At 73.4% G+C, this 22,765-nt stretch carries 15 protein-coding genes and 3 tRNA genes; 10 read left to right on the top strand and 8 right to left on the bottom strand.

The genetic code is table 11. The features are described from left to right. Positions 1 to 441: 441 nt before the first annotated feature. From K7862_RS08905 to K7862_RS08920, 4 genes are all read left to right on the top strand, one after another. Positions 442 to 861: a gamma-glutamylcyclotransferase family protein gene (locus K7862_RS08905; protein ID WP_308011908.1), complete on the top strand. Its 420-nt coding sequence runs from the start codon at positions 442 to 444 to the stop codon at positions 859 to 861. 116 nt (positions 862 to 977) lie between these two features. Then, positions 978 to 1,901: a sirohydrochlorin chelatase gene (locus tag K7862_RS08910; RefSeq protein WP_222961905.1), complete on the top strand. Its 924-nt coding sequence runs from the start codon at positions 978 to 980 to the stop codon at positions 1,899 to 1,901. Between the two features lie 143 nt (positions 1,902 to 2,044). Then, the gene (locus K7862_RS08915; RefSeq protein ID WP_222961906.1) at positions 2,045 to 3,358 is read left to right on the top strand and encodes a deoxyguanosinetriphosphate triphosphohydrolase; all 1,314 of its coding nucleotides are present in this window, start codon (positions 2,045 to 2,047) and stop codon (positions 3,356 to 3,358) included. 209 nt (positions 3,359 to 3,567) lie between these two features. Beyond that, positions 3,568 to 4,830, top strand: a complete 1,263-nt coding sequence (locus K7862_RS08920; RefSeq protein ID WP_222961907.1) for an NAD(P)/FAD-dependent oxidoreductase — start codon at positions 3,568 to 3,570, stop codon at positions 4,828 to 4,830. 33 nt (positions 4,831 to 4,863) lie between these two features. Here the strand turns inward: K7862_RS08920 and K7862_RS08925 are convergent, their stop codons facing one another. Next, positions 4,864 to 6,792 (bottom strand): glycoside hydrolase family 9 protein, encoded by a 1,929-nt coding sequence (locus K7862_RS08925; RefSeq protein ID WP_222961908.1) that lies wholly within the window; start codon positions 6,790 to 6,792, stop codon positions 4,864 to 4,866. 180 nt (positions 6,793 to 6,972) lie between these two features. Between K7862_RS08925 and dnaG the strand changes: the two genes are divergently transcribed. Both dnaG and K7862_RS08935 read left to right on the top strand, forming a co-directional pair. Continuing rightward, the gene (dnaG, locus tag K7862_RS08930; RefSeq protein ID WP_222961909.1) at positions 6,973 to 8,886 is read left to right on the top strand and encodes a DNA primase; all 1,914 of its coding nucleotides are present in this window, start codon (positions 6,973 to 6,975) and stop codon (positions 8,884 to 8,886) included. 168 nt (positions 8,887 to 9,054) lie between these two features. Beyond that, a complete protein-coding gene (locus tag K7862_RS08935) occupies positions 9,055 to 10,236 on the top strand; it encodes a sigma-70 family RNA polymerase sigma factor (protein ID WP_308011909.1) in 1,182 nt (393 codons plus the stop codon). Positions 10,237 to 10,278: 42 nt separating this feature from the next. Here K7862_RS08935 and K7862_RS08940 read toward each other — a convergent pair whose 3' ends face one another. Both K7862_RS08940 and K7862_RS08945 read right to left on the bottom strand, forming a co-directional pair. Further along, positions 10,279 to 10,971, bottom strand: coding sequence for a response regulator (locus tag K7862_RS08940; protein WP_222961910.1), 693 nt, complete (start codon positions 10,969 to 10,971; stop codon positions 10,279 to 10,281). Continuing rightward, entirely contained in the window at positions 10,968 to 12,593 is a 1,626-nt protein-coding gene (locus tag K7862_RS08945; protein WP_222961999.1) for a sensor histidine kinase, read from the bottom strand. The genes K7862_RS08940 and K7862_RS08945 overlap by 4 nt, the downstream gene beginning before the upstream one ends. A gap of 188 nt (positions 12,594 to 12,781) precedes the next feature. On the opposite strand from K7862_RS08945, the gene K7862_RS08950 reads away from it, so the two are divergent. Continuing rightward, entirely contained in the window at positions 12,782 to 14,302 is a 1,521-nt protein-coding gene (locus K7862_RS08950; protein ID WP_222961911.1) for a cation:dicarboxylate symporter family transporter, read from the top strand. Positions 14,303 to 14,345: 43 nt separating this feature from the next. On the opposite strand, the gene K7862_RS08955 is transcribed toward K7862_RS08950, so the two are convergent. The 5 genes from K7862_RS08955 to K7862_RS08975 all read right to left on the bottom strand — a co-directional run bounded on the left by K7862_RS08955 (position 14,346) and on the right by K7862_RS08975 (position 22,131). Next, positions 14,346 to 16,166, bottom strand: coding sequence for a phosphatidylglycerol lysyltransferase domain-containing protein (locus tag K7862_RS08955; protein WP_222961912.1), 1,821 nt, complete (start codon positions 16,164 to 16,166; stop codon positions 14,346 to 14,348). 137 nt (positions 16,167 to 16,303) lie between these two features. After that, a complete protein-coding gene (locus tag K7862_RS08960; RefSeq protein WP_222962000.1) occupies positions 16,304 to 18,220 on the bottom strand; it encodes an ABC transporter ATP-binding protein in 1,917 nt (638 codons plus the stop codon). Positions 18,221 to 18,267: 47 nt separating this feature from the next. Next, positions 18,268 to 20,004, bottom strand: a complete 1,737-nt coding sequence (locus tag K7862_RS08965) for an ABC transporter ATP-binding protein (protein ID WP_222961913.1) — start codon at positions 20,002 to 20,004, stop codon at positions 18,268 to 18,270. 297 nt (positions 20,005 to 20,301) lie between these two features. Continuing rightward, a complete protein-coding gene (locus tag K7862_RS08970) occupies positions 20,302 to 21,753 on the bottom strand; it encodes an FGGY family carbohydrate kinase (protein ID WP_222961914.1) in 1,452 nt (483 codons plus the stop codon). Positions 21,754 to 21,834: 81 nt separating this feature from the next. Next, positions 21,835 to 22,131, bottom strand: a complete 297-nt coding sequence (locus K7862_RS08975; RefSeq protein WP_222961915.1) for a YtxH domain-containing protein — start codon at positions 22,129 to 22,131, stop codon at positions 21,835 to 21,837. A 177-nt stretch (positions 22,132 to 22,308) separates the two neighbouring features. On the opposite strand from K7862_RS08975, the gene K7862_RS08980 reads away from it, so the two are divergent. The 3 genes from K7862_RS08980 to K7862_RS08990 all read left to right on the top strand — a co-directional run bounded on the left by K7862_RS08980 (position 22,309) and on the right by K7862_RS08990 (position 22,701). Continuing rightward, positions 22,309 to 22,381, top strand: a tRNA-Asn gene (locus tag K7862_RS08980). A 5-nt stretch (positions 22,382 to 22,386) separates the two neighbouring features. Next, positions 22,387 to 22,459 (top strand) — tRNA-Asn (locus tag K7862_RS08985). Between the two features lie 168 nt (positions 22,460 to 22,627). Continuing rightward, positions 22,628 to 22,701: transfer RNA gene (locus tag K7862_RS08990), tRNA-Ile, on the top strand. Positions 22,702 to 22,765: the final 64 nt, after the last annotated feature.

The following is a 22,765-nucleotide window of genomic DNA, read 5'->3' on the forward strand; positions in this document are numbered from 1 at the left end:
CGGTACTCCCGGACGTTGCCAAGTGGGCCACTGGCGGCTGCCGTTCACCTGGTCTCGGCGGGCCGCCGATGGTGCCGGCGGTGGATTCCCGGCCGGTTGCGGCGAGGTTCCGACGGCAACGGCGGCGGGGCCGCGGTTCTGTTGCGGGTGGACGCGCCGACTGGGGCGGTGCGCCGCCGCACGAGAGCAAGACGGCGGAAGCCCGCCTCGGCCGAAGGACGTCGCCCGCGGGGCCGCCCCAGGACGGGACCCTCTGGCGGGTGCCGTCCGCCTGGTTGAGGCGGGCAGCCGATGGTGCCGGCGGCAGCGCCTCAGCATGCCGCCGGCAGGCACACGTGCGGAGCGGGTCCCGCGCCGCCCCCTCCGCGGCGCGCGACCCAGCGGTGGATCACAGTAGGGGGGACCTCTGACAACGCCCCGACCCCGCACCCGGAGGCCCGAGTGACCGAACGCCACCTGCCGTTCTTCGTGTACGGCACCCTGCGCGCCGGTGAGCGCAACCACGCGCTGCTGGCCGGCAGGACCGCGTCCTGGACGCCCGCCACGCTGCCGGGCACGCTGCTCTTCGAAGGGCCCGGCTATCCCTTCGCCGTCGCCGATCCGGCCGGGGCGGCCGTGGTGCACGGGGACGTCGTGGACATCCCGCCGGAACACTTCGCCCGGGTGCTCGCGGACCTGGACCGCCTGGAGTCGTACGCGCCGGACGACCCCGGCAGCCTCTACCTCCGCGTGGTCCGCGACGTCCACACCGCCCGGGGCCCGCGTGCCGCCTGGCTCTACCTGGCCGGTCCCTCCCTCGCCGCCGACCTCCTCGACTCCGCGCACCCCATCCCGACCGGCACCTGGCCCCTCCCCGGGTAGGGCGCCCTCCGCCCCGACCGGGCCTCACCGGCGCGGGACCCTGGAGGTGATTTGGGTGAAAGCCGTGCTTACCCGGGGGCAATCGGGGGGTAACACGGGGGCCGCAGCATAGGGGGATGGCGGAAGCGACAGCGCCCCTCGACGCAGGGGGAGGACCCGGCGGCCCGGCCGACCTGGTGGGCCAGGTCTCCCGGCAGCTCACCCGCGGCCTCGCCCGCCTCGCACAGTCCGCACGGCTCCCGGCGGGAGGCCGCCCGCCCCGGCCGGTCCTCGTCGCCGTCGCCCACGGCAGCCGCGACCCGCGCGCGGTGACGACGGTGCGCGCCCTGCTGGAGCGGGTCCGGGCCCTCCGCCCGGACCTCGACGTGCGCCTCGGCCACATCGAGCTGAACGAGCCGCTGCTCTCCGGCACCCTCGACGCCCTCGCCACCCTGACCGACCGGCAGCACCCCACCGCCCACGCCGTCCTCGTCCCGCTGCTCCTCAGCCGCGGCCACCACGTCAAGCACGACCTGCCCGCCGCGCTCGCGGCGGCGCCCCACGTCCGCGGCGCCGTCGCCGGCTCGCTCGGCCCGCATCCGCTGCTCGCTGAGGCCCTGCACACCCGGCTCACGGAGGCCGGCTGGGACCGCCCGGGGTCCGGCAGCGCCGGAGGCCCCGGTAAGGCGGTCGTTCTGGCCGCGGCCGGGTCCCGCGATCCCGACGCGGCCGTCGACACCGCCCGTACCGCCGCCCTGCTGTCCGCCCGGCTCGGCGGCGTCCCGGTCGTACCGGCCTTCGCGTCCGTCGCCGCGCCGACCGTGGCCGAGGCCGTCGCCGCGCTCACCGTGCGCGGCCTGCGGCGGGTCGCCGTCGCCGCCTGCTTCACCGCGCCGGGACGGTTCGCCACGCAGACCGCGGCCGCCGCGCCCTGGATCGCCGCGGCACCGCTCGGCGCGCAGGACGCCATGGCACGGCTGGTCGTCCACCGCTACGAGCAGGCCGCCGCCGGGCTCGCCGCCGGTTGGCAGGGACCGCTCGCGGCCGCCACCCCGCGCTGAGCCGCACCCCGCCGGACACCGCTCGCGGCCGCCACCCCGCGCTGAGCCGTACGCCGCCCAGCACCGCTACGTACGCCACCCCGCACTGACACGTACGCCGCCGCGCCACCGCACCGTCGGTACGTCCGGTTACCGTCGTGCCTATGGACCCGAACGAGGCGGTGGACCGGTATCCGCACGTGGAGCCGTACGACGGGTACGGCCCGTACTCCGGGGCGGACCTGGAGCGGTACGTGCCCGAGCCGGACAAGCGGCCGGGGCGCACCGCGTTCCAGCGGGACCGCGCGCGGGTGCTGCACTCCGCGGCGCTGCGCCGGCTGGCCGGCAAGACCCAGGTCGTCGATCCCGGAGGCCCCGGCAACGCGGTGACGGACACCAGCCCGCGGACCCGGCTCACGCACTCGCTGGAGTGCGCCCAGGTCGGGCGGGAGCTGGGCGCGGCGCTGGGCTGCGACCCCGACCTGGTCGAGACGGCATGCCTCGCGCACGATCTCGGGCACCCGCCGTTCGGCCACAACGGCGAGCTGGTGCTGGCGGAGTTCGCCGCCGACTGCGGGGGCTTCGAGGGCAACGCGCAGAGCCTGCGCCTGCTGACCCGGATCGAGCCCAAACGCTTCGCCTCGCCGGAGGTGAGCGTCGGGCTCAATCTGACCAGGGCCGCGCTGGACGCCGCCACCAAGTACCCCTGGCCGCGCGGCGGCCACCCGGACGACCCGGACAGCCCGAAGTTCGGGGTGTACCAGGACGACCTGCCGGTGTTCCGCTGGCTGCGGGCGGGCGCCCCGCTGGGCCGCCGCTGCTTCGAGGCGCAGGTCATGGACTGGTCGGACGACGTCGCGTACTCGGTGCACGACGTCGAGGACGGGCTGCAGGCCGGGCACATCGACCCCCGGGTGCTGCTGTCCGGGCCGGAGCGCGCGGAGGTCTTCGCCTGCGCGGCGGCCCGGTACGCGCCGGAGGGCGCCGGTCCCGACGAGCTCGGCGAGGCGCTGGACCGGCTGCTGGCCCAGCCGTGGTGGCCGCGGCGGTACGACGGCTCGGCGCTGGACCAGGCCTGTCTGAAGGACGCCGCCTCCCAGCTCATCGGCCGGTTCTGCCTGGCCGCGGAGGGGGCGACGCGGGAGCGGTACGGCAGCGCGCGGCTGACCCGGTACGCGGCGGAACTGGTCGTGCCGCGGGAGCAGCGGATGGAGTGCGCGGTGCTGAAGGCGGTGGCGGACTGCTACGTGATGCAGCGGGACGCGCAGGCGCGGCGGCGGGCCGAGCAGCGAGTGGTCGTCGGGGAGCTGGCGCAGACGCTGCTGGAGCGGGCTCCCGAGGGCCTCGACCCGCAGTTCCGCGCGGTGTTCGAGGCGGCGCGGGACGAGGCGGGACGGCGGCGGGCGATCGTGGACCAGATCGCCTCCCTGACGGACGCCGCGGCCACCGCCCTGCACGCCCGTCTCGCCCCCGCCTGACCGGATGACGGCGGTACGTCCGGCTCGTCGCCGATCGGCGGGATCGGGGCCCCGCGCCCGCCTCGCCCCCGGCTGACCGGACTGCGCCGGTGGACCCCCGCGGCCTGGGAGGGGAAACGGCGCGGCGCTCTTCCGGTGGCGCGCGCCGTGCGGGACGCTCGTGGCAAGCCCGGCCGCGGGCACCGGACGACCCGCCGGGGAGGCACACTGTGGTGGACGCGCACCAGACCTTCGTGATCGTCGGAGCTGGGCTGGCGGGGGCGAAAGCCGCCGAGACGCTCCGTTCCGAGGGTTTCACCGGCCGGGTGATACTGATCGGCGACGAGCGCGACCACCCCTACGAACGTCCACCCCTGTCCAAGGGCTTCCTGATCGGCAGCGCCGAGCGCGACTCGGTCTTCGTGCAGCGGACCGCCTGGTACGCCGAGCACGACATCGAGCTGCACCTCGGCCAGCCGGTCGTCCACCTGGACCGGGTGGCCCGCACCGTGCGCCTGGGCGACGGCACCACCCTGCAGTACGACAAGCTGCTGCTGGCCACCGGCTCCGAGCCGCGCCGGCTCGATATCCCCGGCACCGAGCTGGTCGGCGTGCACCACCTGCGCCGGCTCGCGCACGCCGAACGCCTCAAGAACGTGCTGGCCGGGCTCGGCCGGGAGAACGGGCACCTGGTGATCGCCGGCGCCGGCTGGATCGGCCTCGAGGTGGCGGCCGCGGCCCGCGGCTACGGCGCCGAGGTGACCGTGGTGGAGCCGGAACCGACGCCGCTGCACGGCGTGCTCGGCCCCGAACTGGGCGCCGTCTTCACCGACCTGCACTCCGAGCACGGCGTGCGGTTCCGCTTCGGCACCCGGCTCACCGAGATCACCGGCCAGGACGGCGTGGTGCTCTCGGTGATGACCGACGACGGCGAGGAGCACCCCGCCCACGCCGTGCTCGCCGCGATCGGCGCGGCGCCGCGCACCGCCCTGGCCGAGACCGCCGGGCTGACGACGGCCGGGCGCGAACAGGGCGGCGGCGTGGCGGTGGACGCCGCGCTGCGCACCTCGGACCCGGACATCTTCGCGGCCGGCGACGTCGCCAACGCCGAACACCCGCTGATGGGCGGCCGGTTGCGGACGGAGCACTGGGCGAACGCGCTGAACGGCGGCCCGGCGGCAGCCCGTTCGATGCTCGGCCGCCCGGTGTCGTACGACCGGATCCCGTACTTCTTCTCCGACCAGTACGACCTGGGCATGGAGTTCTCCGGCCATGCCGCACCGGGCAGCTACGACCAGGTGGTGGCCCGCGGGGACGTCGGCAAGCGGCAGTTCATCGCCTTCTGGCTGCGGGAGGGGCGGGTGCTGGCGGGGATGAACGTCAACGTCTGGGACGTCACCGACCCCGTCCAGCAGCTGATCCGCTCGGGCCGGGAGGTGGACCCGGAGGCGCTGTCCGACCCGAGCGTGCCGCTGGGCTCCTTCCTGGAGTGAGGGCCATCGGCGGGAGGGGGGGACCCGCCGCGGTCAGCGGGACAGGAAGAAGGCCAGCAGGCCCGACGCGTCCATGTCCAGGGCGGGTTCTGAACTCTGCCAGGACCGGACGTCGTCGGTGTAGCGGCTGCCGTGGCCGGTGAAGGCGGCGTACGGGTCACCGCTCGCCGGGCAGTGCCGCATGCCGTCGAGGTAGTCGCCGAGGCCGCCGTCGAACTGCCCGGATCCGTTCGGCCCGTTGACGATCGCGCCGATCTCCAGCGGGGCCGAGCCGTCGAGGCTGCCCGCGAGGTTGCCGAGCTGACCCGCCGTGCACTCGGGGAAGCTCGCCCCCTCGCCGACCATGAACGAGGTGCCCCAGGCGTTGGCGCCGAGCAGCCAGTCGAGCTGCTGGACGCCGAACCGGTCGGCGCCGGTGTCGCCGGTGACCGTGCGGTAGAGGCGGACGGTCGCCGCGAGCCCCAGCGTGTGGGAGTCCGCGTCGAAGTCGTCGTAGACCGCGCCCGCGTGGAAGGGATCGGCCTCGGCGCGGGCCCGGCCGGTGGCGATCTGGGCCTTCACATAGCCGATCAGGCCGTCGTAGCCGACCGCGAGCCCCGACGGGCCGCCGGCCGCCCTGATCGCGCGGGCGAGGTCCAGGTCGGCGAGCGCGCTGGTGTCGTACATGTTGAGGGTGTCGGCGTCCGCCTCGCTCTGGTGGCCCTTGGCCCAGGCCGCGGCCTGCGACAGCCACCCGGCGGCCCGTCCGTCGCCCAGTCTCTGCGCGGCCAGGGCCAGTTCGGCGCCGCCGAAGGCCAGGTCGTCCTTCCAGGTGGTCTCGGGGTAGTACGCGTAGGGCACGGTGGTGACGAGGGTGCCGGGGCTGGTGTCGGCCAGGGCGTAGATCTGGGCCGCGGTGTTCAGGTACGACCTCGCCCGGGCGGTGTCGCTCGCCGCGTACCGCTGGGCGACGAGGGCGAAGTCGGCGGCGAGCCGGCCGGCCTGGTTGGGGCTGATCCGGGAACCCGGAGCGGCGGCACGGAAGACCGGGCGGTTCTTCAGGAAGGGGTGGGCGGTGTCGGTGTCGTCCTTCTCCGGCAGCCGCCACACGTCGTGGTCGCCGACGACGCTGCCGCTGTCGGTGCCCGAGCCGAGGCCGACCTGGATGTAGAGGGTCCTGGTGGAGCCGTCCCACATCTTGCCCAGCCAGTCCAGGCCGTGCTGGGCCTCCGCGCCGAGCGCGGAGTGGGGACTCGCGCCCTTCTCCCGGGCGGCGATCTCCAGGGCGGCGACGGCGTAGGAGGTGGTCTCGGTGAACTTCAGGTAGTCGCCGGCGTCGAACCAGCCGCCGGAGACGTCGACCTGGCCGCCGATCTTGCGGGGCGCGGCCGCGATGGTGTCGCCGTCGTCGGAGGTGAAGGCCGGCCAGTCGTAGACCGCCGCCCTGGCGTCGTCGAGATGCGCGGGCTTGCGGCCGAGCTGTCCGGGGACGGTCGCGGCGCCGTCGCGCTGGGCCTGGAAGAAGGCCGTGGCGTCGTCGGCGGGCTTGGCGAACACCGCGGACGCGCTGCCGATGGTGAAGGCGGGGGAGCTGCCGGTGGCGGCGCCGCCGACCACGAGGTGGTAGCGGCCGGCGGCCTTCACGGCGGTGAAGTCGATGAGGTACACGGCCGGATAGGCGGTGTTCCAGCGGCCCAGGCTGGTCCGGGTGGTGCCGGACGCGGCCGTCCTGCCGGAGGCGTCCAGGAGCTGCCAGGTCGCGCCCTTGACGGCCGACTCGGTGAGCAGGAACGCCTCCTTGGCCCCGGAGCCGGCGTATCCCACCTGGTTGACCCGGACCAGTCCGGCCGTGGCGGCGGCCTGCGCGGTGCCCGCGCCGCCGGCCAGGGCAGCGGCGGCGAGCAGGGCGGTGGCGGTCATCCCGGTGGCGGCGGTCGTGGCGACGCGGCGGACGCGGGACGGGCGCGTGTCGGTGGAGGGCATGCGGCGGCTTCTCCTCACATCAACGACGGGAACGGAATCCCCGCGCATCGACGACGGGATCGGAATCCCGACGACGGGACAGCGATAGGAAAGGTTCCTAACGAATCCCGCACGCTAGTCCCGTGATCATGCTCCGGTCAATGTCCCGGACACCCCCGGACCGCGCCGTAGAATTCCCCCGTGGCCGGCAGGATCAGGGACGAGGACGTGAAAGCGGTGCGGGACGCCGTCCCGATCGACGCCGTCGTCTCCGAGTACCTGCAGCTCCGCAACGCCGGCGGCGGCAATCTCAAGGGACTCTGCCCCTTCCACGACGAGAAGTCGCCCTCCTTCCAGGTCAGCCCCTCCAAGGGCCTCTTCCACTGCTTCGGCTGCGGTGAGGGCGGCGACACCCTCGCGTTCGTAATGAAGGTCGACCACCTGTCCTTCACCGAGGCGGTGGAGCGGCTCGCCGGGCAGGCCGGCATCACCCTCCGGTACGAGGAGGGCAGCCACGTCCCCGGCCGGCAGCAGGGCGAGCGCATCCGGCTGGTCGAGGCGCACCGGGCGGCCGCTCAGTTCTACGTCGAGCAACTCGGCGGCGCCGAGGCGGAGATCGGCCGGGTCTTCCTGGCCCGCCGCGGGTTCGACCAGGCCGCGGCCGAGCACTTCGGCGTCGGGTACGCGCCGGCCGGCTGGGACCACCTGGTCCGCTACCTGCGCGGCAAGGGCTTCTCCGACAAGGAGCTGATCCTCGCCGGACTGGCCTCCGAGAGCCGCCGCGGCGGCGCCATCGACCGCTTCCGCGGGCGGCTGATCTGGCCGATCCGGGACATCACCGGCGAGGTGATCGGGTTCGGCGCGCGCAAGCTGCGCGACGACGACCAGGGCCCGAAGTACCTCAACACCGCCGAGACGCCGCTGTACCGCAAGTCCCAGGTGCTGTACGGCATCGACCTGGCGAAGAAGGAGATCGCCAGGACCGGCCGCGCGGTCGTCGTCGAGGGCTACACCGACGTCATGGCCTGCCACCTGGCCGGGGTGACCACCGCGATCGCCACCTGCGGCACCTCCTTCGGCGGCGACCACATCAAGATCCTTCGCCGGCTGCTGATGGACAACTCCACCGCCGAGGTGGTGTTCACCTTCGACGGCGACGAGGCCGGGCAGAAGGCCGCGCTGCGGGCCTTCGAGGACGACCAGAAGTTCGCCGCCGAGACCTCGATCGCCATCACGCCCGGCGGCATGGACCCCTGCGAACTGCGGCTGGCCGAGGGCGACGCGGCCGTGCAGCGGCTGATCGACGGCCGCACGCCGCTGTTCGCGTTCGCACTGCGCTCGATCGTGAGCCGCTACAACCTGGACACCGACGAGGGCCGGGTCGCAGCGGTGGACGCCGCCGTACCGGTGGTCGCGGCGATCAAGAACCAGGCGCTGCGCGACCGTTACGCGATCCGGCTGGTCGGCATGGCGGGCATCGCCTCGCAGGCCGAGGAGCAGTCGATGATCCGCCGGGTGCGGGCGATGGCCCGCGCCCGGGCGGCCGGGGCCCCGGCGCCCCCTGAGCGCGGGCGGCAGGACCGGTCCGCGTACGCCCAGGCCGCCGCGCCGCAGGCGCAGCAGCGCGGGCCCCGGCTGGACCTGCGCAGCCCCGCCCACCGGGTGGAGCGCGAGCTGCTGAAGCTGGCCCTGCAGCACCCCAGGCTGGTCGCGCCGGCCTTCGACGCCTACGGCGAGGACGAGTTCACCGCGCCGCCCTACGTCGCGGTGCGCCGCGCGATCGCGGAGGCCGGCGGCGTGGAGGCGGCCGGCGAGGACTACCTCGCGCGGGTGCGCGACATCGCGCCCGACGACACCGTGCGGATGATGGTCACCGAACTCGCCGTGGAACCGGTGATGCACAAGGTCCCGGAGATCTACGCGGGCGAGGTGCTGGTCCGGGTCAGGATGAACGCGGTGGAGCGGCGGGTGGCCCAGGTGCTCGCCGCCCAGGCCAGGCTCGCCGCTCAGGGAGTGCCGTCGGGGGCCGCCGAAATGACGTCCGTGCAGGGCGAGTTGTGGGCGCTTCAGCAGTACGGCCAGCGGCTGCGGGTCCAGGGCGCGGCGGGGCTGTAGCCGGCCCCGGCGGTAGCGCGGCGAACGCGAAGCGTCACGGAAAGCGAAAAAGCCGCCGCACGACCCTCGTAGCGGAGGTGTGTCGTGGGCCACACTGGGTGACGGCCCCGGGGGCCGTCAGGAGCCCTCTCAGAGCCCACCGTCGCGCTCACCGCGGAGGTCACTTCCGTGCAGACGCAAACCCAGTCCGAGATCCTGCCCGAACTTCCGCCGTTGCCCGGGGCGTCCGAGGTGCCTGGCGCGGCCGCCGAGGCCGCGTTCGACCAGGAGCCGCCGGAATCGGGGCTGCCACCCCGGGTGCCGGAGCAGCGCAGGGACGGCCCCGACGACCTGCCACGCACGGTGCCCGACGAGACCGCGTTCGACCGGGAGCCGCCGGAACCGGGCGCGGTGCCGGAGCCGGAGCCGGACCCGCGGCCGCTGCGCGAGGACGCGGCCGGGCCGTCCGCCGACCTGTTCCGGCAGTACCTGCGCGAGATCGGCCGGATCCCGCTGCTGACCGCGGCCGAGGAGGTGGACCTGGCGCGCAAGGTCGAGGCCGGCCTGTTCGCGGAGGAGAAGCTCGCCGCGTTCCCCGACGTGGACTCCCAGCTCGCCTCGGACCTGGACCGGCTGGTCGTCATCGGCCGGACGGCCAAGCGCCGGCTCATCGAGGCCAACCTGCGGCTGGTGGTCTCGGTGGCGAAACGGTACATCGGCCGCGGCCTGACGATGCTCGACCTGGTGCAGGAGGGCAACCTCGGGCTGATCCGCGCGGTCGAGAAGTTCGACTACGCCCGCGGCTACAAGTTCTCCACCTACGCGACCTGGTGGATCCGCCAGGCGATGTCGCGGGCGCTGGCCGACCAGGCCCGCACCATCCGGGTGCCGGTGCACGTCGTCGAGCTGATCAACCGGGTGGTCCGGGTGCAGCGGCGGCTGCTGCAGGAACGCGGCTGCGAACCCGGCATCGAGGAGGTCGCCGCGCAGCTCGACCTGACCGAGGACCGGGTCAGCGAGGTGCTGCGGCTGGCGCAGGAGCCGGTGTCGCTGCACGCCCCGGTCGGCGAGGAGGAGGACGTCGCGCTCGGCGACCTCATCGAGGACGGCGACGCCACCTCGCCGGTGGAGTCCGCGGCGTTCCTGCTGCTGCGCGAGCACCTGGAAGCCGTGCTGTCCACGCTCGGCGAGCGCGAACGCAAGGTCGTGCAGCTCCGCTACGGCCTGGTCGACGGCCGCCCGCGCACCCTGGAGGACATCGGCCGGATCTTCGGGGTCACCCGCGAGCGCATCCGCCAGATCGAGTCCAAGACCCTCGGCAAGCTCCGCGACCACGCCTTCGCCGACCAGTTGCGCGGCTATCTGGACTGACGCCGGCGCGGCCCGGGGAACACCGCGGCCGCGCCGGCCCGGCTACTCCCTGGCCGACCAGCGGTAGCAGAGTTCGGGCCGTCCCACCTGGCCGTACTGCGGAGTGCGCACCGCGCGGCCGGTGTCGACCAGGTGCTCCAGGTAGCGGCGGGCGGTGATCCGGGAGACACCCGCGTCCCGGGCCGCCGCCGTCGCGGTGAGCCCGTCGTCCGCCGCGCCGCGCAGGGCGGCCGTCACCGCCGCCAGCGTCGGCGCGCTCAGGCCCTTGGGCAGCGCCGCCGCGTTCTCCGGGCTGCGCAGCGCCGACAGCGCGCGGTCCACCTCGTCCTGACCCGACGCCTGGCCGCCGGACAGCTCGCTGCGGTAGCGGGACCAGCGCTCCAGCCGGTCGCGCAGCGCGGGGAAGGTGAACGGCTTCAGCAGGTACTGCACCACGCCCATCGACACCGCGTGCCGCACCACCTCCAGATCGCGGGCCGAGGTCACCGCGATGACGTCCGCGGTGACCCCGGCCGCCCGCATCCGCCCCACCAGACGCAGCCCGTGGCCGTCGGGCAGGTGCAGGTCCAGCAGCACCAGGTCCACCCCGGCGCGGTCGCGCCGCTCCAGCAGCCGCAGGGCGGCGGTGCCGGTGTGGACCACGCCGGCCACCTCGAAACCCGGCATCCGCTCGACGTACAGGCGGTGCGCGTCGGCCGCCACCGGGTCGTCCTCGACCACCAGCACCCTGATCACGCGTGCGCCTCCTGCCCGGCGGGCCGCAGCGGCAGCCGCACCGTGAACTCGGCGCCGCCGCCGTCGGCCCGGCGCAGTCCCACCGTGCCGCCGCCGCGCCGGGCCGCCTGCTCGACCAGGGCCAGGCCCAGACCCCGGCCCTGGCTCTTGGTGGTCCAGCCGCGCCGGAAGACCTCGCTGATGGTCGCCGGATCCACGCCCGGCCCCGAGTCCGTGACCCGCAGCAGCAGTTCGCCGTCCAGGGCGCGGGCCGTCACGGTCACCGCCGGACGCGCCCCGCCGGGGCCGGCGCCCTCGATCGCCGCGTCGACGGCGTTGTCCAGCAGGTTGCCGAGCACCGTCACCAGGTCGCGGGCGGCCAGTTCCGGCGGCAGCACGCCGTCGTCGATCCGGCTGTCCTCGGTCACCGTCAGCTCCACGCCGCGCTCGTGCGCCTCGGCCGCCTTGCCCAGCAGCAGGGCGGCCAGCACCGGTTCGCCCACGGCCGTGACGACCCGGTCGGTCAGCGCCTGAGCAAGGCGCAGTTCGGAGGTGGCGAAGTCCACCGCCTCCTCGGTGCGGCCCAGTTCGATCAGCGACACCACGGTGTGCAGCCGGTTGGACGCCTCGTGCGCCTGCGAGCGCAGCGCCTCCGCGAAGCCGCGCACCGAGTCCAGCTCCCCGGTGAGGGCCTGCAGGTCGGTGTGGTCCCGCAGGGTCACCACCGTGCCGCGGTGCTCCGCGCCGCGCACCGGCGAGGTGTTGACGACGACCACCCGCTCGGCGGTCAGGTGCACCTCGTCGACGCGCGGCTCCGCGGACAGCAGCGCGCCGGTGAGCGAGGGCGGCAGCCCCAGTTCCGCGCAGGACCGGCCGACCACCTCGCCCCGCAGGCCCAGGAGTTCGCGGGCCGCGTCGTTGCACAGCACCACCCGGCGGGCGGAGTCCAGCAGCACCAGGCCCTCGCGCAGCGCGTGCAGCGTCGCCTGGTGGTAGTCGTACATGCCGCTCAGCCCGGCGGCGGTCATCCCGTGGGTGTGCCGGCGCAGCCGCCGGTTGACCACGTACGTGCCGAGGCCGCCGAGGGCCAGCGCGGCGGAGGCGACGGCGAGCAGCACGCTGAGCTGGCCGCGGACCTGCCGGCTGATCCGGTCGACCTCGATGCCGACGCTGACCAGCCCGACGATCCGCGTCCCGTCCCGGATCGGGGTCACCACCCGTACCGAGGGGCCCAGGGTGCCGGTGTAGGTCTCGGTGAACGTCCGCCCCTCCAGAGCCGGCGCGATGTGCCCGAGGAAGGGCTTGCCGATCAGGCTCGGGTCGACGTGCGTCCAGCGGATGCCGTGCGGGTCCATGATCGTCACGAAGTCCACGCCGGCGTCCCCGACCACCCGCTGGGCGTAGGGCTGGAGGGCCGCCGTCGGGTCGGTGGAGACCGCGGCCCGCACGACGGCGGGGGAGTCCGCGATCGCGCCGGCCGTCGAGACGACCCGGTTGCGGGCCGCGGCCTCGGCCCGGTCGCGGGCGTTGACATAGGCGAGCACCGCGCCCCCGGCGACCACGACGGCCACGATCACGACCTGCATCGCGAACAGCTGACCGGCCAGGCTGCGCGGGCGCGACGGGGTGCGGGGGCCTCGTATCGCGCTGAGCATGCCCACCAGTGTGCACGCCGTCCAGGGACGCGCCCCCGCCCCGGCCTGCCGCGAACTCAATGAACGCAAACGTGACCTGGCTCACGCCGCACGCGCATAGTCACCGGGACCCGTCCGCGTGCGGGCGCCCGGGACGGCGCCCGCGGACCCGGAGCCCGAACAACCGAGGGAGCCGCATGCCCGCCCAGCCAGCCCCGTCCGTCCAGCCGGCCACCGGTGCCGGCGGCGGCGACGGTGCGCGCCGCCGCCGTGAAGCCACCCACTACCTGTATCTGGCCGTGATCGTGGCCGCCGTCGCCGGCGCGGTCCTGGGACTCGTCGCGCCCGGCACGGCCACCAGCCTCAAACCGCTCGGCACCGGATTCGTCAACCTGATCAAGATGATGATCTCGCCGGTCATCTTCTGCACCCTGGTGCTGGGCATCGGCTCGGTCCGCAAGGCCGCGAAGGTCGGCAAGGTCGGCGGCCTGGCGCTGGGCTACTTCGTGGTGATGTCGTTCGTGGCGCTCGCCATCGGCCTGCTGGTCGGCAACATCCTGCATCCCGGCAGCGGACTGCACCTGACGAAGGCGCTGGCCGGCGCCGGCCACGCGCAGGCGGCCAACGCCCCTGCCGAGGGCGTGGACTTCGTCCTGGGCATCATCCCCACCACCTTCGTGTCGGCCTTCACGGAGGGCCAGGTGCTCCAGACGCTGCTGATCGCGCTGCTCACCGGCTTCGCGCTGCAGGCCCTCGGCCCGGTCGGCGCCCCGGTGCTGCGCGGCATCGGGCACCTGCAGAAGCTGCTGTTCAAGGTGCTGTCCATGATCATGTGGGCGGCGCCGCTGGGCGCGTTCGGCGCGCTCGCCGCGGTCGTCGGCTCGGCCGGGGTGGACGCGCTGAAGGCGCTGGCCACGATCATGCTCGGCTTCTACGCGTCCTGCCTGCTCTTCGTGGTCGTGGTGCTCGGCCTGCTGCTGCGGCTGTGCACCGGCGTGAACCTGTTCGCGCTGCTGCGGTACCTGGCGCGGGAGTTCCTGCTGATCGTCTCCACCTCGTCGTCGGAGTCCGCGCTGCCGCTGCTGATGGCGAAGATGGAGCACCTCGGCGTCAGCCGGCCGGTCGTCGGCATCACCGTGCCGACCGGCTACTCCTTCAACCTCGACGGCACGATGATCTATCTGACGATGGCCTCGCTGTTCATCGCCGACGCGATGAACACCCCGCTGGGCTTCGGCGAGCAGGTCTCGCTGCTGCTGTTCATGATGGTCGCCTCCAAGGGCGCCGCCGGGGTGTCCGGTTCGGGCCTTGCCTCGCTGGCCACCGGACTGCAGTCGCACAAGCCCGCGCTGGTCGACGGCATCGGGCTGATCGTGGGCATCGACCGCTTCATGAGCGAGGCCCGCGCGGTCACCAACTTCGCCGGCAACGCGGTCGCGACGGTCCTGGTCGGCACCTGGACCGGCGAGTTCGACCGGGCCCGCGCCGCCCTCGTCCTCTCCGGCGAGCTGCCGTTCGACGCCGTGGCGCTCGCCGACGCCGACGCGGCGGGGGACGACGAGCACGAGCCGTCCGCTAGGCCGGGGAGCGCAGCCGGGACCGAGAGCAAAACCGAGACCGGTACGGGGACCGGGAGTGAAGCCGGGACCGGGACCGGGACGTCGGCCGAGCCGGCCCCCGCGCCCTCGTCCGTCCCGGCTCAGCCCGCCGCCGGCTGACCGCCCGGGAGGGGCCGCGGCCTACCCGGCCGCGGCCCCTTCCTCACGCCCCGCGGCGCAGCCGCGCCAGCGGCCTGGGCGTGACGATGAAGCCCTCGGCGCGGGCGCTGGCCAGACCGATGCGCGGCAGATGCGCGCTCTTGGCGAAGAGCAGGAACCGCGGCTCCCAGATCGGGCGGTACTTGGCGTTCGCGCGGTACAGCGACTCCAGCTGCCACCAGCGCGAGAAGAACATCAGCGCGGACCGCCACATCCGCAGCACCGGCCCGGCGCCGAGCCGGGCCCCGCCCTCGAACACCGAGCGGAACATCGCGAAGTTCAGTGACAGTCGCTCCACACCGACCTCGCGGGACCGCTCGATCAGGTCCAGGACCATGAACTCGACCAGACCGTTCTCGCCGTCCCGGTCACGTCGCATCAGGTCCAGCGACAGCCCCTCGTCGCCCCACGGCACGAAGCTCAGCAGGGCCCGCAGCTCGCCGTCCGCGTCGTGGCACTCGATCATCACGCAGCCGCCGTCGGCGGGGTCGCCGAGGCGCCCGAGCGCCATGGAGAAGCCGCGTTCGGTCTGCCCGTCCCGCCACCGGTCGGCGGCGTCGACCAGCGCGGCCATCTCCGCGGCGGGGATGTCGCGGTGGCGGCGGATCCGGGTGGTGTAGCCGGCCCGCCGGACCCGGTTGTAGGCCTGCCGCACGCCGCGCATCGCCCGGCCGTCGAGGCTGAACTCGTCGGTCTCCACGATCGCCTCGTCGCCCAGCTCCAGCGCGTCCAGGCCGTGCCGGGCGTACACCGTGCCGCCCTCCTCGCTGGCGCCCATCACCGCGGGGATCCACGCGTGGTCGCGGGCCGTCACCAACCAGGCGTCGATCGCGCCGGGCCACGCCTCGACGTCGCCGATCGGGTCGCCCGCGGCCAGCGCCACGCCGCCCACCACCCGGTAGGCGATCGCGGCCTTGCCGCTGGGGGAGAAGACCACGGACTTGTCGCGGCGCAGCGCGAAGTAGCCCAGCGAGTCGCGGCGGCCGTGCCGGTCCAGCAGGGCGCGCAGCCGGTCCTCGTCGTCCCGGCTCTGCGCCTCCTGCCCGCGCGGCGAGCGGAACAGCGCGTACAGCACGGCCAGCAGCAGGACCAGCCCGGCCAGGTTGATGCCCGCGTTGACCAGCGGGTTGACGTGCAGGTTCGGCGCGATGTCGTCGTCCCGGCTGAGGGTCGCCAGCCGCAGCGCGACGTACCAGACGCGGTCGCCGACGCTCGCCCCGTCCGGGCCGACCGCGGTCACCAGGGTGGTGCCGACCAGCACCGACAGCAGGGCGCCGACGCCGAGGACGGCGAGCGCGAGCTGCGGGTTGGTCCGGTCGCCCTTGCCGAAGAACTCGCGGCGGCCCAGTACGGCGAAGGCCAGTACCGCCAGCGTCAGGGCGGTGGAGACCCAGTTGAACGGGTGCCGGCGGAAGTCGGAGTACACCAGGCCCCACACCGACAGCGCCGCGTAGCCGCCGCACAGGGTGACGAACACCAGCCACGCCATGCGCTTGTGGCGGGCCAGCATCATGCCCATGAAGCCGGCGGCCGCGGCCGAGCCGAAGCCCGCGAAGAGCATGAACGGCGTGAACAGCTCACCGGTGTTGTGCTCGGCGACCTCCTGCCGGACGGTCAGCGACACCGCCGTCGCCAGGTTCAGCAGCGCGATCACCCGCAGGTACCAGATGGGCACCAGGGCACTGCGCCGCGACAGCGCGCTCCCGCCCCGCGGGCAGCGCCCGCCGGTCGTCTGCGGATGCGGTGACGGCGACGGGGTGACGGTGCCTCGTGGTGGTGCGGTCCGCGTACCGGCGCGCGGAGGCGCGCTGACGGCACTGCTCATGATGTTCGCCTCCCGGGCGACAGCCCTGAATCGTTCCCGGGGCCCTGACCGCCCGAACGGGAACGAGGGCACAGGCTACCAACGCCGTGTGCCCTCGCAACCCCTTGCGTACGGGTGTTCACCCACGCTTTGCGGTTTCAGTCGACCTCGGCCACCGCCTGCGCGAACTGGGCGGCGTACAGGCGGGCGTAGGCGCCCTCGGCGGCCAGCAGTTCGTCGTGCGTGCCCTGCTCGACGATGGACCCGGACTCCATGACCAGGATGACGTCCGCGTCGCGGATCGTGGACAGCCGGTGCGCGATGACGAAGCTGGTGCGGCCGTGGCTGAGCTTGGCCATCGCGCGCTGGATCAGCACCTCGGTGCGGGTGTCGACCGAGCTGGTGGCCTCGTCCAGCACCAGGATCACCGGGTCGGACAGGAACGCCCGGGCGATGGTGATGAGCTGCTTCTCGCCCGCGCTGACGCCGGTGCCCTCGTCGTCGATGACCGTGTCGTAGCCGTCGGGCAGCGTGCGGATGAAGCGGTCGGCGTGCGCGGCCCTGGCCGCCGCCTCGATCTGCTCCCGGGTGGCCTTCGCGCTGCCGTACCCGATGTTGTCGGCGATGGTCCCGCCGAACAGCCAGGTGTCCTGGAGCACCATGCCGATCGCCGCGCGCAGTTCCTCACGGGACATCGCCGCGACATCGACGCCGTCCAGGGTGATCCGGCCGCCGTCGACCTCGTAGAACCGCATCAGCAGGTTCACCAGCGTGGTCTTGCCCGCGCCGGTCGGGCCGACGATCGCCACCGTGTTGCCCGGCTCGACGGTCAGCGACAGGCCGTCGATGAGCGGCTTCTCCGGCTGGTAGCGGAAGCTGACGTCCTCCAGGGCCACCCGGCCGCGCAGCTCCAGCGGGCGGACCGGCTCGGCCGGGTCCGCCGACTGCTCGTCGGCGTCGAGGAGTTCGAAGACCCGCTCGGCCGAGGCGACCCCGGACTGGATCAGGTTCGACATGCTCGCGACCTGCGTCAGCGGCTGGCTGAACTGCCGCGAGTACTGGATGAACGCCTGCACGTCGCCGATCGACAGCGCGCCCGACGCCACCCGCAGTCCGCCGACCACCGCGACCAGCACGTAGTTGAGGTTGCCGATGAACATCATCAGCGGCTGGATCGTGCCGGAGATGAACTGGGCACGGAATCCCGAGCGGAACAGCTCCTCGTTCTCCCGCTCGAAGGTCTCCGCGGACTCCTTGGCCCGGCCGAAGACCTTCACCAGCGAGTGCCCGGTGTACATCTCCTCGATGTGCGCGTTGAGCGTGCCGGTGGTCTTCCACTGCTTCACGAACTGCGGTTGCGCCCGCTTGCCGACGCGGGTGGCCACCAGCAGCGTCACCGGCACGGTGATCAGCGCCACCAGGGCCAGCAGCCAGGAGATCCAGAACATCATGGCCAGCACACCGACGATGGTCAGCACCGAGTTGATGAGCTGACCCATGGTCTGCTGCATCGTCTGGCCGATGTTGTCGATGTCGTTGGTGGCGCGGCTGAGCACCTCGCCGCGCGGCTGCTGGTCGAAGTACGACAGCGGCAGCCGGGCCAGCTTGTGCTCGACCTCCCGGCGCAGCCGGTAGACCGCCCGGTTGATGACCTTCGTCGCGGTCCGCATCTGCAGCACGCTGAGCAGCGCGGCGACCACGTACACGGCGAGCGCCAGCAGCAGCACGTCGCCGATCGCGCCGAAGTCCATGCCCTTGCCCGGCGTGAAGTCGATACCCGAGAGCATGTCGGCGACGCCGCCCTTGCCGTGCGCCCGCAGGTAGTCCAGGGCCTCCTGCTTGGAGCCGCCGTGGACCTGCCGGCCGATGACGCCGGCGAAGATCAGGTCGGTGGCGTGGCCCAGGATCCGCGGGCCGGTCACCGTCAGCGCCACGCTCAGCGTGCCCAGCGCCAGGACCGTGCAGAGGAAGTAGCGGTCGGGCCGCATCAGGCCGACGAGCCGCTTGAGCGACCCCTTGAAGTCCATCGACCGCTCGATGGGTCCGCCGCTCATGAAGCGGGCCGGGCCCGCCATCGGCCCAGGCCCGCGGCGCACCGCGGGCTTCTTCGGGTCTCCGCCGCTCATGCCGCCGCCTCCTCTTCGGTGAGCTGCGACAACACGATCTCCCGGTAGGTCTTGTCGTCCGCCATCAGTTCCGCGTGGGTTCCGGTGCCGACGACCCGGCCCTCGTCGAGGACCACGATCCGGTCGGCCTCACGGATGGTGGAGACGCGCTGGGCGACGATCACCACCGTGGCGTCGGCCGTCTCCTGCGACAGCGCGCGGCGCAGCGCCGCGTCCGTGGCGTAGTCCAGCGCGGAGAAGGAGTCGTCGAACAGGTAGATCTCCGGGCGGCGGACCAGCACCCGGGCGATGGCCAGGCGCTGCCGCTGGCCGCCGGAGACGTTGCTGCCGCCCTGCGCGATCGGCGCGTCCAGGCCGCCGTCCAGCTTCTCGACGAAGTCCTTGGCCTGCGCCACCTCCAGCGCGTGCCACAGCTCCTCGTCGGTCGCGTCCGGCTTGCCGTAGCGCAGGTTCGAGGCCACCGTGCCGGAGAACAGGTAGGGCTTCTGCGGGACCAGGCCGACCGTCTCGGAGAGCAGCGCCGGGTCGATGGTCGCGACGTCCTCGCCGTCGATCAGCACCTGGCCGCCGGTCGCGTCGTACAGGCGGGGGATCAGGCCGAGCAGGGTGGACTTGCCGCTGCCGGTCGAACCGATCACCGCGGTGGTCTCGCCCGGCCGGGCCACCAGGTCGATGCCGCGCAGCACCGCCGCCTCGGCGCCCGGGTAGGCGAAGTCGACGTCGAACAGCTCGAGTTCGCCGTGCCGCCGCAGCGAGGTGACCGGCGCGACGGGATGGACGACACTGGACTCGGTGCCCAGCACCTCCTCGATGCGCTCGGCGCAGACCTCGGCGCGCGGCACCATCATGAACATGAAGGTGGCCATCATCACCGACATCAGGATCTGCATCAGATAGCTGAGGAACGCGGTCAGCGCGCCGACCTGCATGCCGCCGCTGTCGATCCGGTGGGCGCCGAACCACAGCACGGCCACGCTGGAGGTGTTCACGATCGCCATGACCGTCGGGAACATCAGCGCCATCAGCCGGCCGGTGGCCAGCGAGACCGCCGTCACCTCGTCGTTGGCCACGCCGAAACGTTGCTGCTCGTAGCCGTCCTTGACGAAGGCCCGGATCACCCGGATGCCGGTGATCTGCTCACGCAGCACGCGGTTGACGGTGTCCACCCGCTTCTGCATGGTCCGGAACAGCGGGCGCATCCTCCGCACGATCAGGCTCACCGCGATGCCCAGCACCGGCACCACGGCCAGCAGCAGCGAGGACAGCGGCACGTCCTGGCCGAGCGCCATGATGATGCCGCCGAAGCACATGATCGGCGCGGAGACCATCAGCGTGAAGGTCATCAGCACCAGCATCTGGACCTGCTGGACGTCGTTGGTGGTGCGGGTGATCAGCGAAGGGGCGCCGAACTGGCCGACCTCGCGGGCGGAGAAGCTCTGCACCTTGTCGAAGACCGACTTGCGGATGTCACGGCCCACGGACATGGCCGTCCTGGCGCCGAAGTAGACGGCGCCGATCGAGCACACCACCTGGGCGAGGGTCACGGCGATCATGGTGCCGCCCATCCCCAGGATGTAGCCGCTGTCGCCCTTGACCACGCCGTTGTCGATGATGTCGGCGTTGAGGGTGGGCAGGAAGAGGGCTGCGATCGTCGACACGAGCTGCAGCACCACGAGCAGCCCGATGGGGCGCTTGTACGGTCCGAGATGGGACCGCAGGAGTCGGATCAGCACACTGGTTACCTCGGTGTCGGGCGAAGAGCCAGATCGGGGGTGGACGCCGGCATCCCGGAAGGACGCATGGGCCCCCTGGAGGGTTGAGCGGGGCGCCCGCCGTTCGGCCGGCGGGCAACCCTATCTTCCGGCATCCCTGCGACGCATGGGATTTACCCGGGCGGAGGCCCGGCGTACCCGGGTGAACGGGGGAGTGCCCCGGGGAGCCGCGCGCTGTCCCGGGGGAACCGAAGGGCCGTCACCCGGGGCGAGGGAGCGGAGGGGCCGTCACCCCGGGGAACGGGAACGGAGGGCGCGTCAGGAGTGCAGGATGTCGAACGCCCCCGGATGGGTGTTCTCGCGCACCGCCCGGTACTGCTGCCGCACCGCGGAGCCGACCGCGGCCTCGTCGCCCGGGTCGAGCAGCCGGGCCTGGGCGGTCTGCCACTGCGGCGGCTCGTGCTGCGGCTGGGAGCCCATCACCGCGCCCAGCGACCAGGCCGCCTGCCGGGCCGCGCCCAGCGCCGCGTACTCCGCGGCGGGCGGGACGACCACCAGCGCACCGAACAGCGCGGGGGCGATCGCCTGCACCGCGGGCAGCTCGGCCGCCGCGCCCAGCAGGAACACCCGGTGCACCTGCACGCCCTTGGTGCGCAGCACGTCGAGCGCGTCCACCAGCCCGCACAGCATGCCCTCGAACGCGGCCCTGGCCAGGTGCTCCGGCTTCATCGACTCGCGGCGCAGCCCGGTCAGCGTGCCGGCGGTGTGCGGCAGGTCCGGCGTCCGCTCGCCCTCCAGATAGGGGAGCATCACCAGTCCGTACGAGCCCGGCGTGGACGTCAGCGCCAGCTCGGAGAGCCCGGCGAGATCGGTGCCGAGCAGATCGGCGGTGCCGCGCAGCGTGCGCACCGCGTTCCGCACCTGCACCAGCGGCAGATGGCGACCGGTCGCGTCGGCGTAGCCGGTGACCGTGCCGGTCGGGTCCTTGACCGCCTCGTGGTGCACGACGAAGACGGTGCCGGCCGCGCCCAGCGAGACCACCGCGTCCCCCGGCCGCAGGCCCAGCCCGAGCGCCGCGGCCATCGTGTCGCCGGTGCCGGCCGAGATCAGCAGGCCCTCCGGGGTCTGCCCGGCGGGCTCGGCGGGGGCCAGCACCTCGGGGAGCTGGACCTGGTGGCCCAGCGCCAGCTCCAGCAGATCCGTGCGGTAGGCGCCGGTGGCCGCGGACCAGTAGCCGGTGCCGGAGGCGTCGCCGCGGTCGGTGGTGCGCCGCGGGGGCTGTCCCAGGAGCTGCCAGACCAACCAGTCGTGGGGGAGGAGCACCTGGGCGACGCGTTTGGCGGCGGCCGGTTCGTGCTGCGCGAGCCAGCGCAGCTTGGCGACCGGGTGGGCGGCCTGCGGGACGGCGCCCACCGCCTCCGCCCAGCCGCCGGGGCCGCCGAGTTCCTCGGTGAGGTCGGCGGCCTGGACCTGGGCCCGCAGGTCGCCGCGGAGCAGCGCCGGGCGGACGGTGACCCCGCCGGCGTCCAGCGCCAGCAGGCCGTGCTGCTGCCCGGAGATGCCGATGGCCTGGACGCCCTCCAGGACGCCGCCGGTGGCGGCTTCGCCCAGCGAGAGCAGCCAGGCCTGCGGATCGATCTCGGTCGGCTTCTCGCCGTCCTCCAGCGGATGCGGGGCATGCCCCTGCCGGAGCACCTCCCCGGTGTCGCTGTCGCAGACGACGATGGTGGTGCCTGTGGTCGAGCTGTCTATGCCCGCGACTTTCCCCATGCCGCCGATGATGCCGCACCGGAGCGGTGCGGCGGCGCACTGCGGTGGATCAGCCGGGGATCTGCGGTGATCTGCCGCGGATCAGGTGTTGGAGGTGCCCCAGTCGTCCTCGGGCGCGTTGCCGTTGTGCAGCGCCCGCACCTTCTGCGCCAGGGAGTCGGGGAGGTGGTCCCCGACCGTCGAGGTGACCTTGCCCGCGGTCTTCGAGGCCGCCTGGCGGCCCTGCAGCACCGCCGCCTCGGCCGTGTTGCGCACGGCGGGATTCTGGGCGAGCTTCTGCGCCTGGGCGCGCAGCTGCTCGTACCGCTCGCGGCCGGCGCGCGTGCCGAGCACGTACCCGACCAGGGCTCCGGTGATGAACGTCAGCCGGTACCGCATGGCTCCACCCTTCTTCGTACCCTCGGGGCTGTTCGGCGCCTACCCTGCGCACCCGGGCGGCAACCCCGGCGCAAGCGGTTGGCGGAGCACCCCCCCACTTGCGCTAATGTATGTGTCGCACCGAGTGCGCGCCCTCCGGGACCATCCCGGCGGGTGCATTCGGCGCACGCAGAGCGATCCTCCGTAGCTCAATTGGCAGAGCAGCCGGCTGTTAACCGGCAGGTTACTGGTTCGAGTCCAGTCGGGGGAGCTCGGTCCTCCGTAGCTCAATTGGCAGAGCAGCCGGCTGTTAACCGGCAGGTTACTGGTTCGAGTCCAGTCGGGGGAGCGCTTGGATCAGGACCCCCTCCGGGGTCCTTTTTCGTGGGTTTCCCGCTCCTGAGGAACCGGGCGTCCGCGGCCGCGAGTCCACCTGGTGATGTGTGTGTGACCCGTGCGGGCGACACATCGTATGAGCAGCTATGCTGCGGCAGACGATGCGCGCGGCGCACCGTACGGGGCGGTAGCTCAGCCGGTTAGAGCAGCGGACTCATAATCCGCCGGTCGTGGGTTCGAGTCCCACCCGCCCCACCCTGCACTCCTGTGCGAAGCGTCGGGCGCCACCTCGCCGATGGTCCTCCGAATGGACCGCAGC

The sequence above is a fragment of the Actinacidiphila acidipaludis genome (assembly GCF_019890725.1).
Classification (GTDB): domain Bacteria; phylum Actinomycetota; class Actinomycetes; order Streptomycetales; family Streptomycetaceae; genus Actinacidiphila; species Actinacidiphila acidipaludis.

Excerpts from the sequence above, each read along its gene's own strand:
- K7862_RS08975 (WP_222961915.1), bottom strand. The coding sequence starts at position 22,131 with ATGCGGTACCGGCTGACGTTCATCACCGGAGCCCTGGTCGGGTACGTG.
- K7862_RS08925 (WP_222961908.1), bottom strand. The coding sequence starts at position 6,792 with ATGCCCTCCACCGACACGCGCCCGTCCCGCGTCCGCCGCGTCGCCACG.
- K7862_RS08950 (WP_222961911.1), top strand. The coding sequence starts at position 12,782 with ATGCCCGCCCAGCCAGCCCCGTCCGTCCAGCCGGCCACCGGTGCCGGC.
- K7862_RS08915 (WP_222961906.1), top strand. The coding sequence starts at position 2,045 with ATGGACCCGAACGAGGCGGTGGACCGGTATCCGCACGTGGAGCCGTAC.
- K7862_RS08910 (WP_222961905.1), top strand. The coding sequence starts at position 978 with ATGGCGGAAGCGACAGCGCCCCTCGACGCAGGGGGAGGACCCGGCGGC.
- K7862_RS08955 (WP_222961912.1), bottom strand. The coding sequence starts at position 16,166 with ATGAGCAGTGCCGTCAGCGCGCCTCCGCGCGCCGGTACGCGGACCGCA.
- K7862_RS08970 (WP_222961914.1), bottom strand. The coding sequence starts at position 21,753 with ATGGGGAAAGTCGCGGGCATAGACAGCTCGACCACAGGCACCACCATC.
- K7862_RS08960 (WP_222962000.1), bottom strand. The coding sequence starts at position 18,220 with ATGGCGGGCCCGGCCCGCTTCATGAGCGGCGGACCCATCGAGCGGTCG.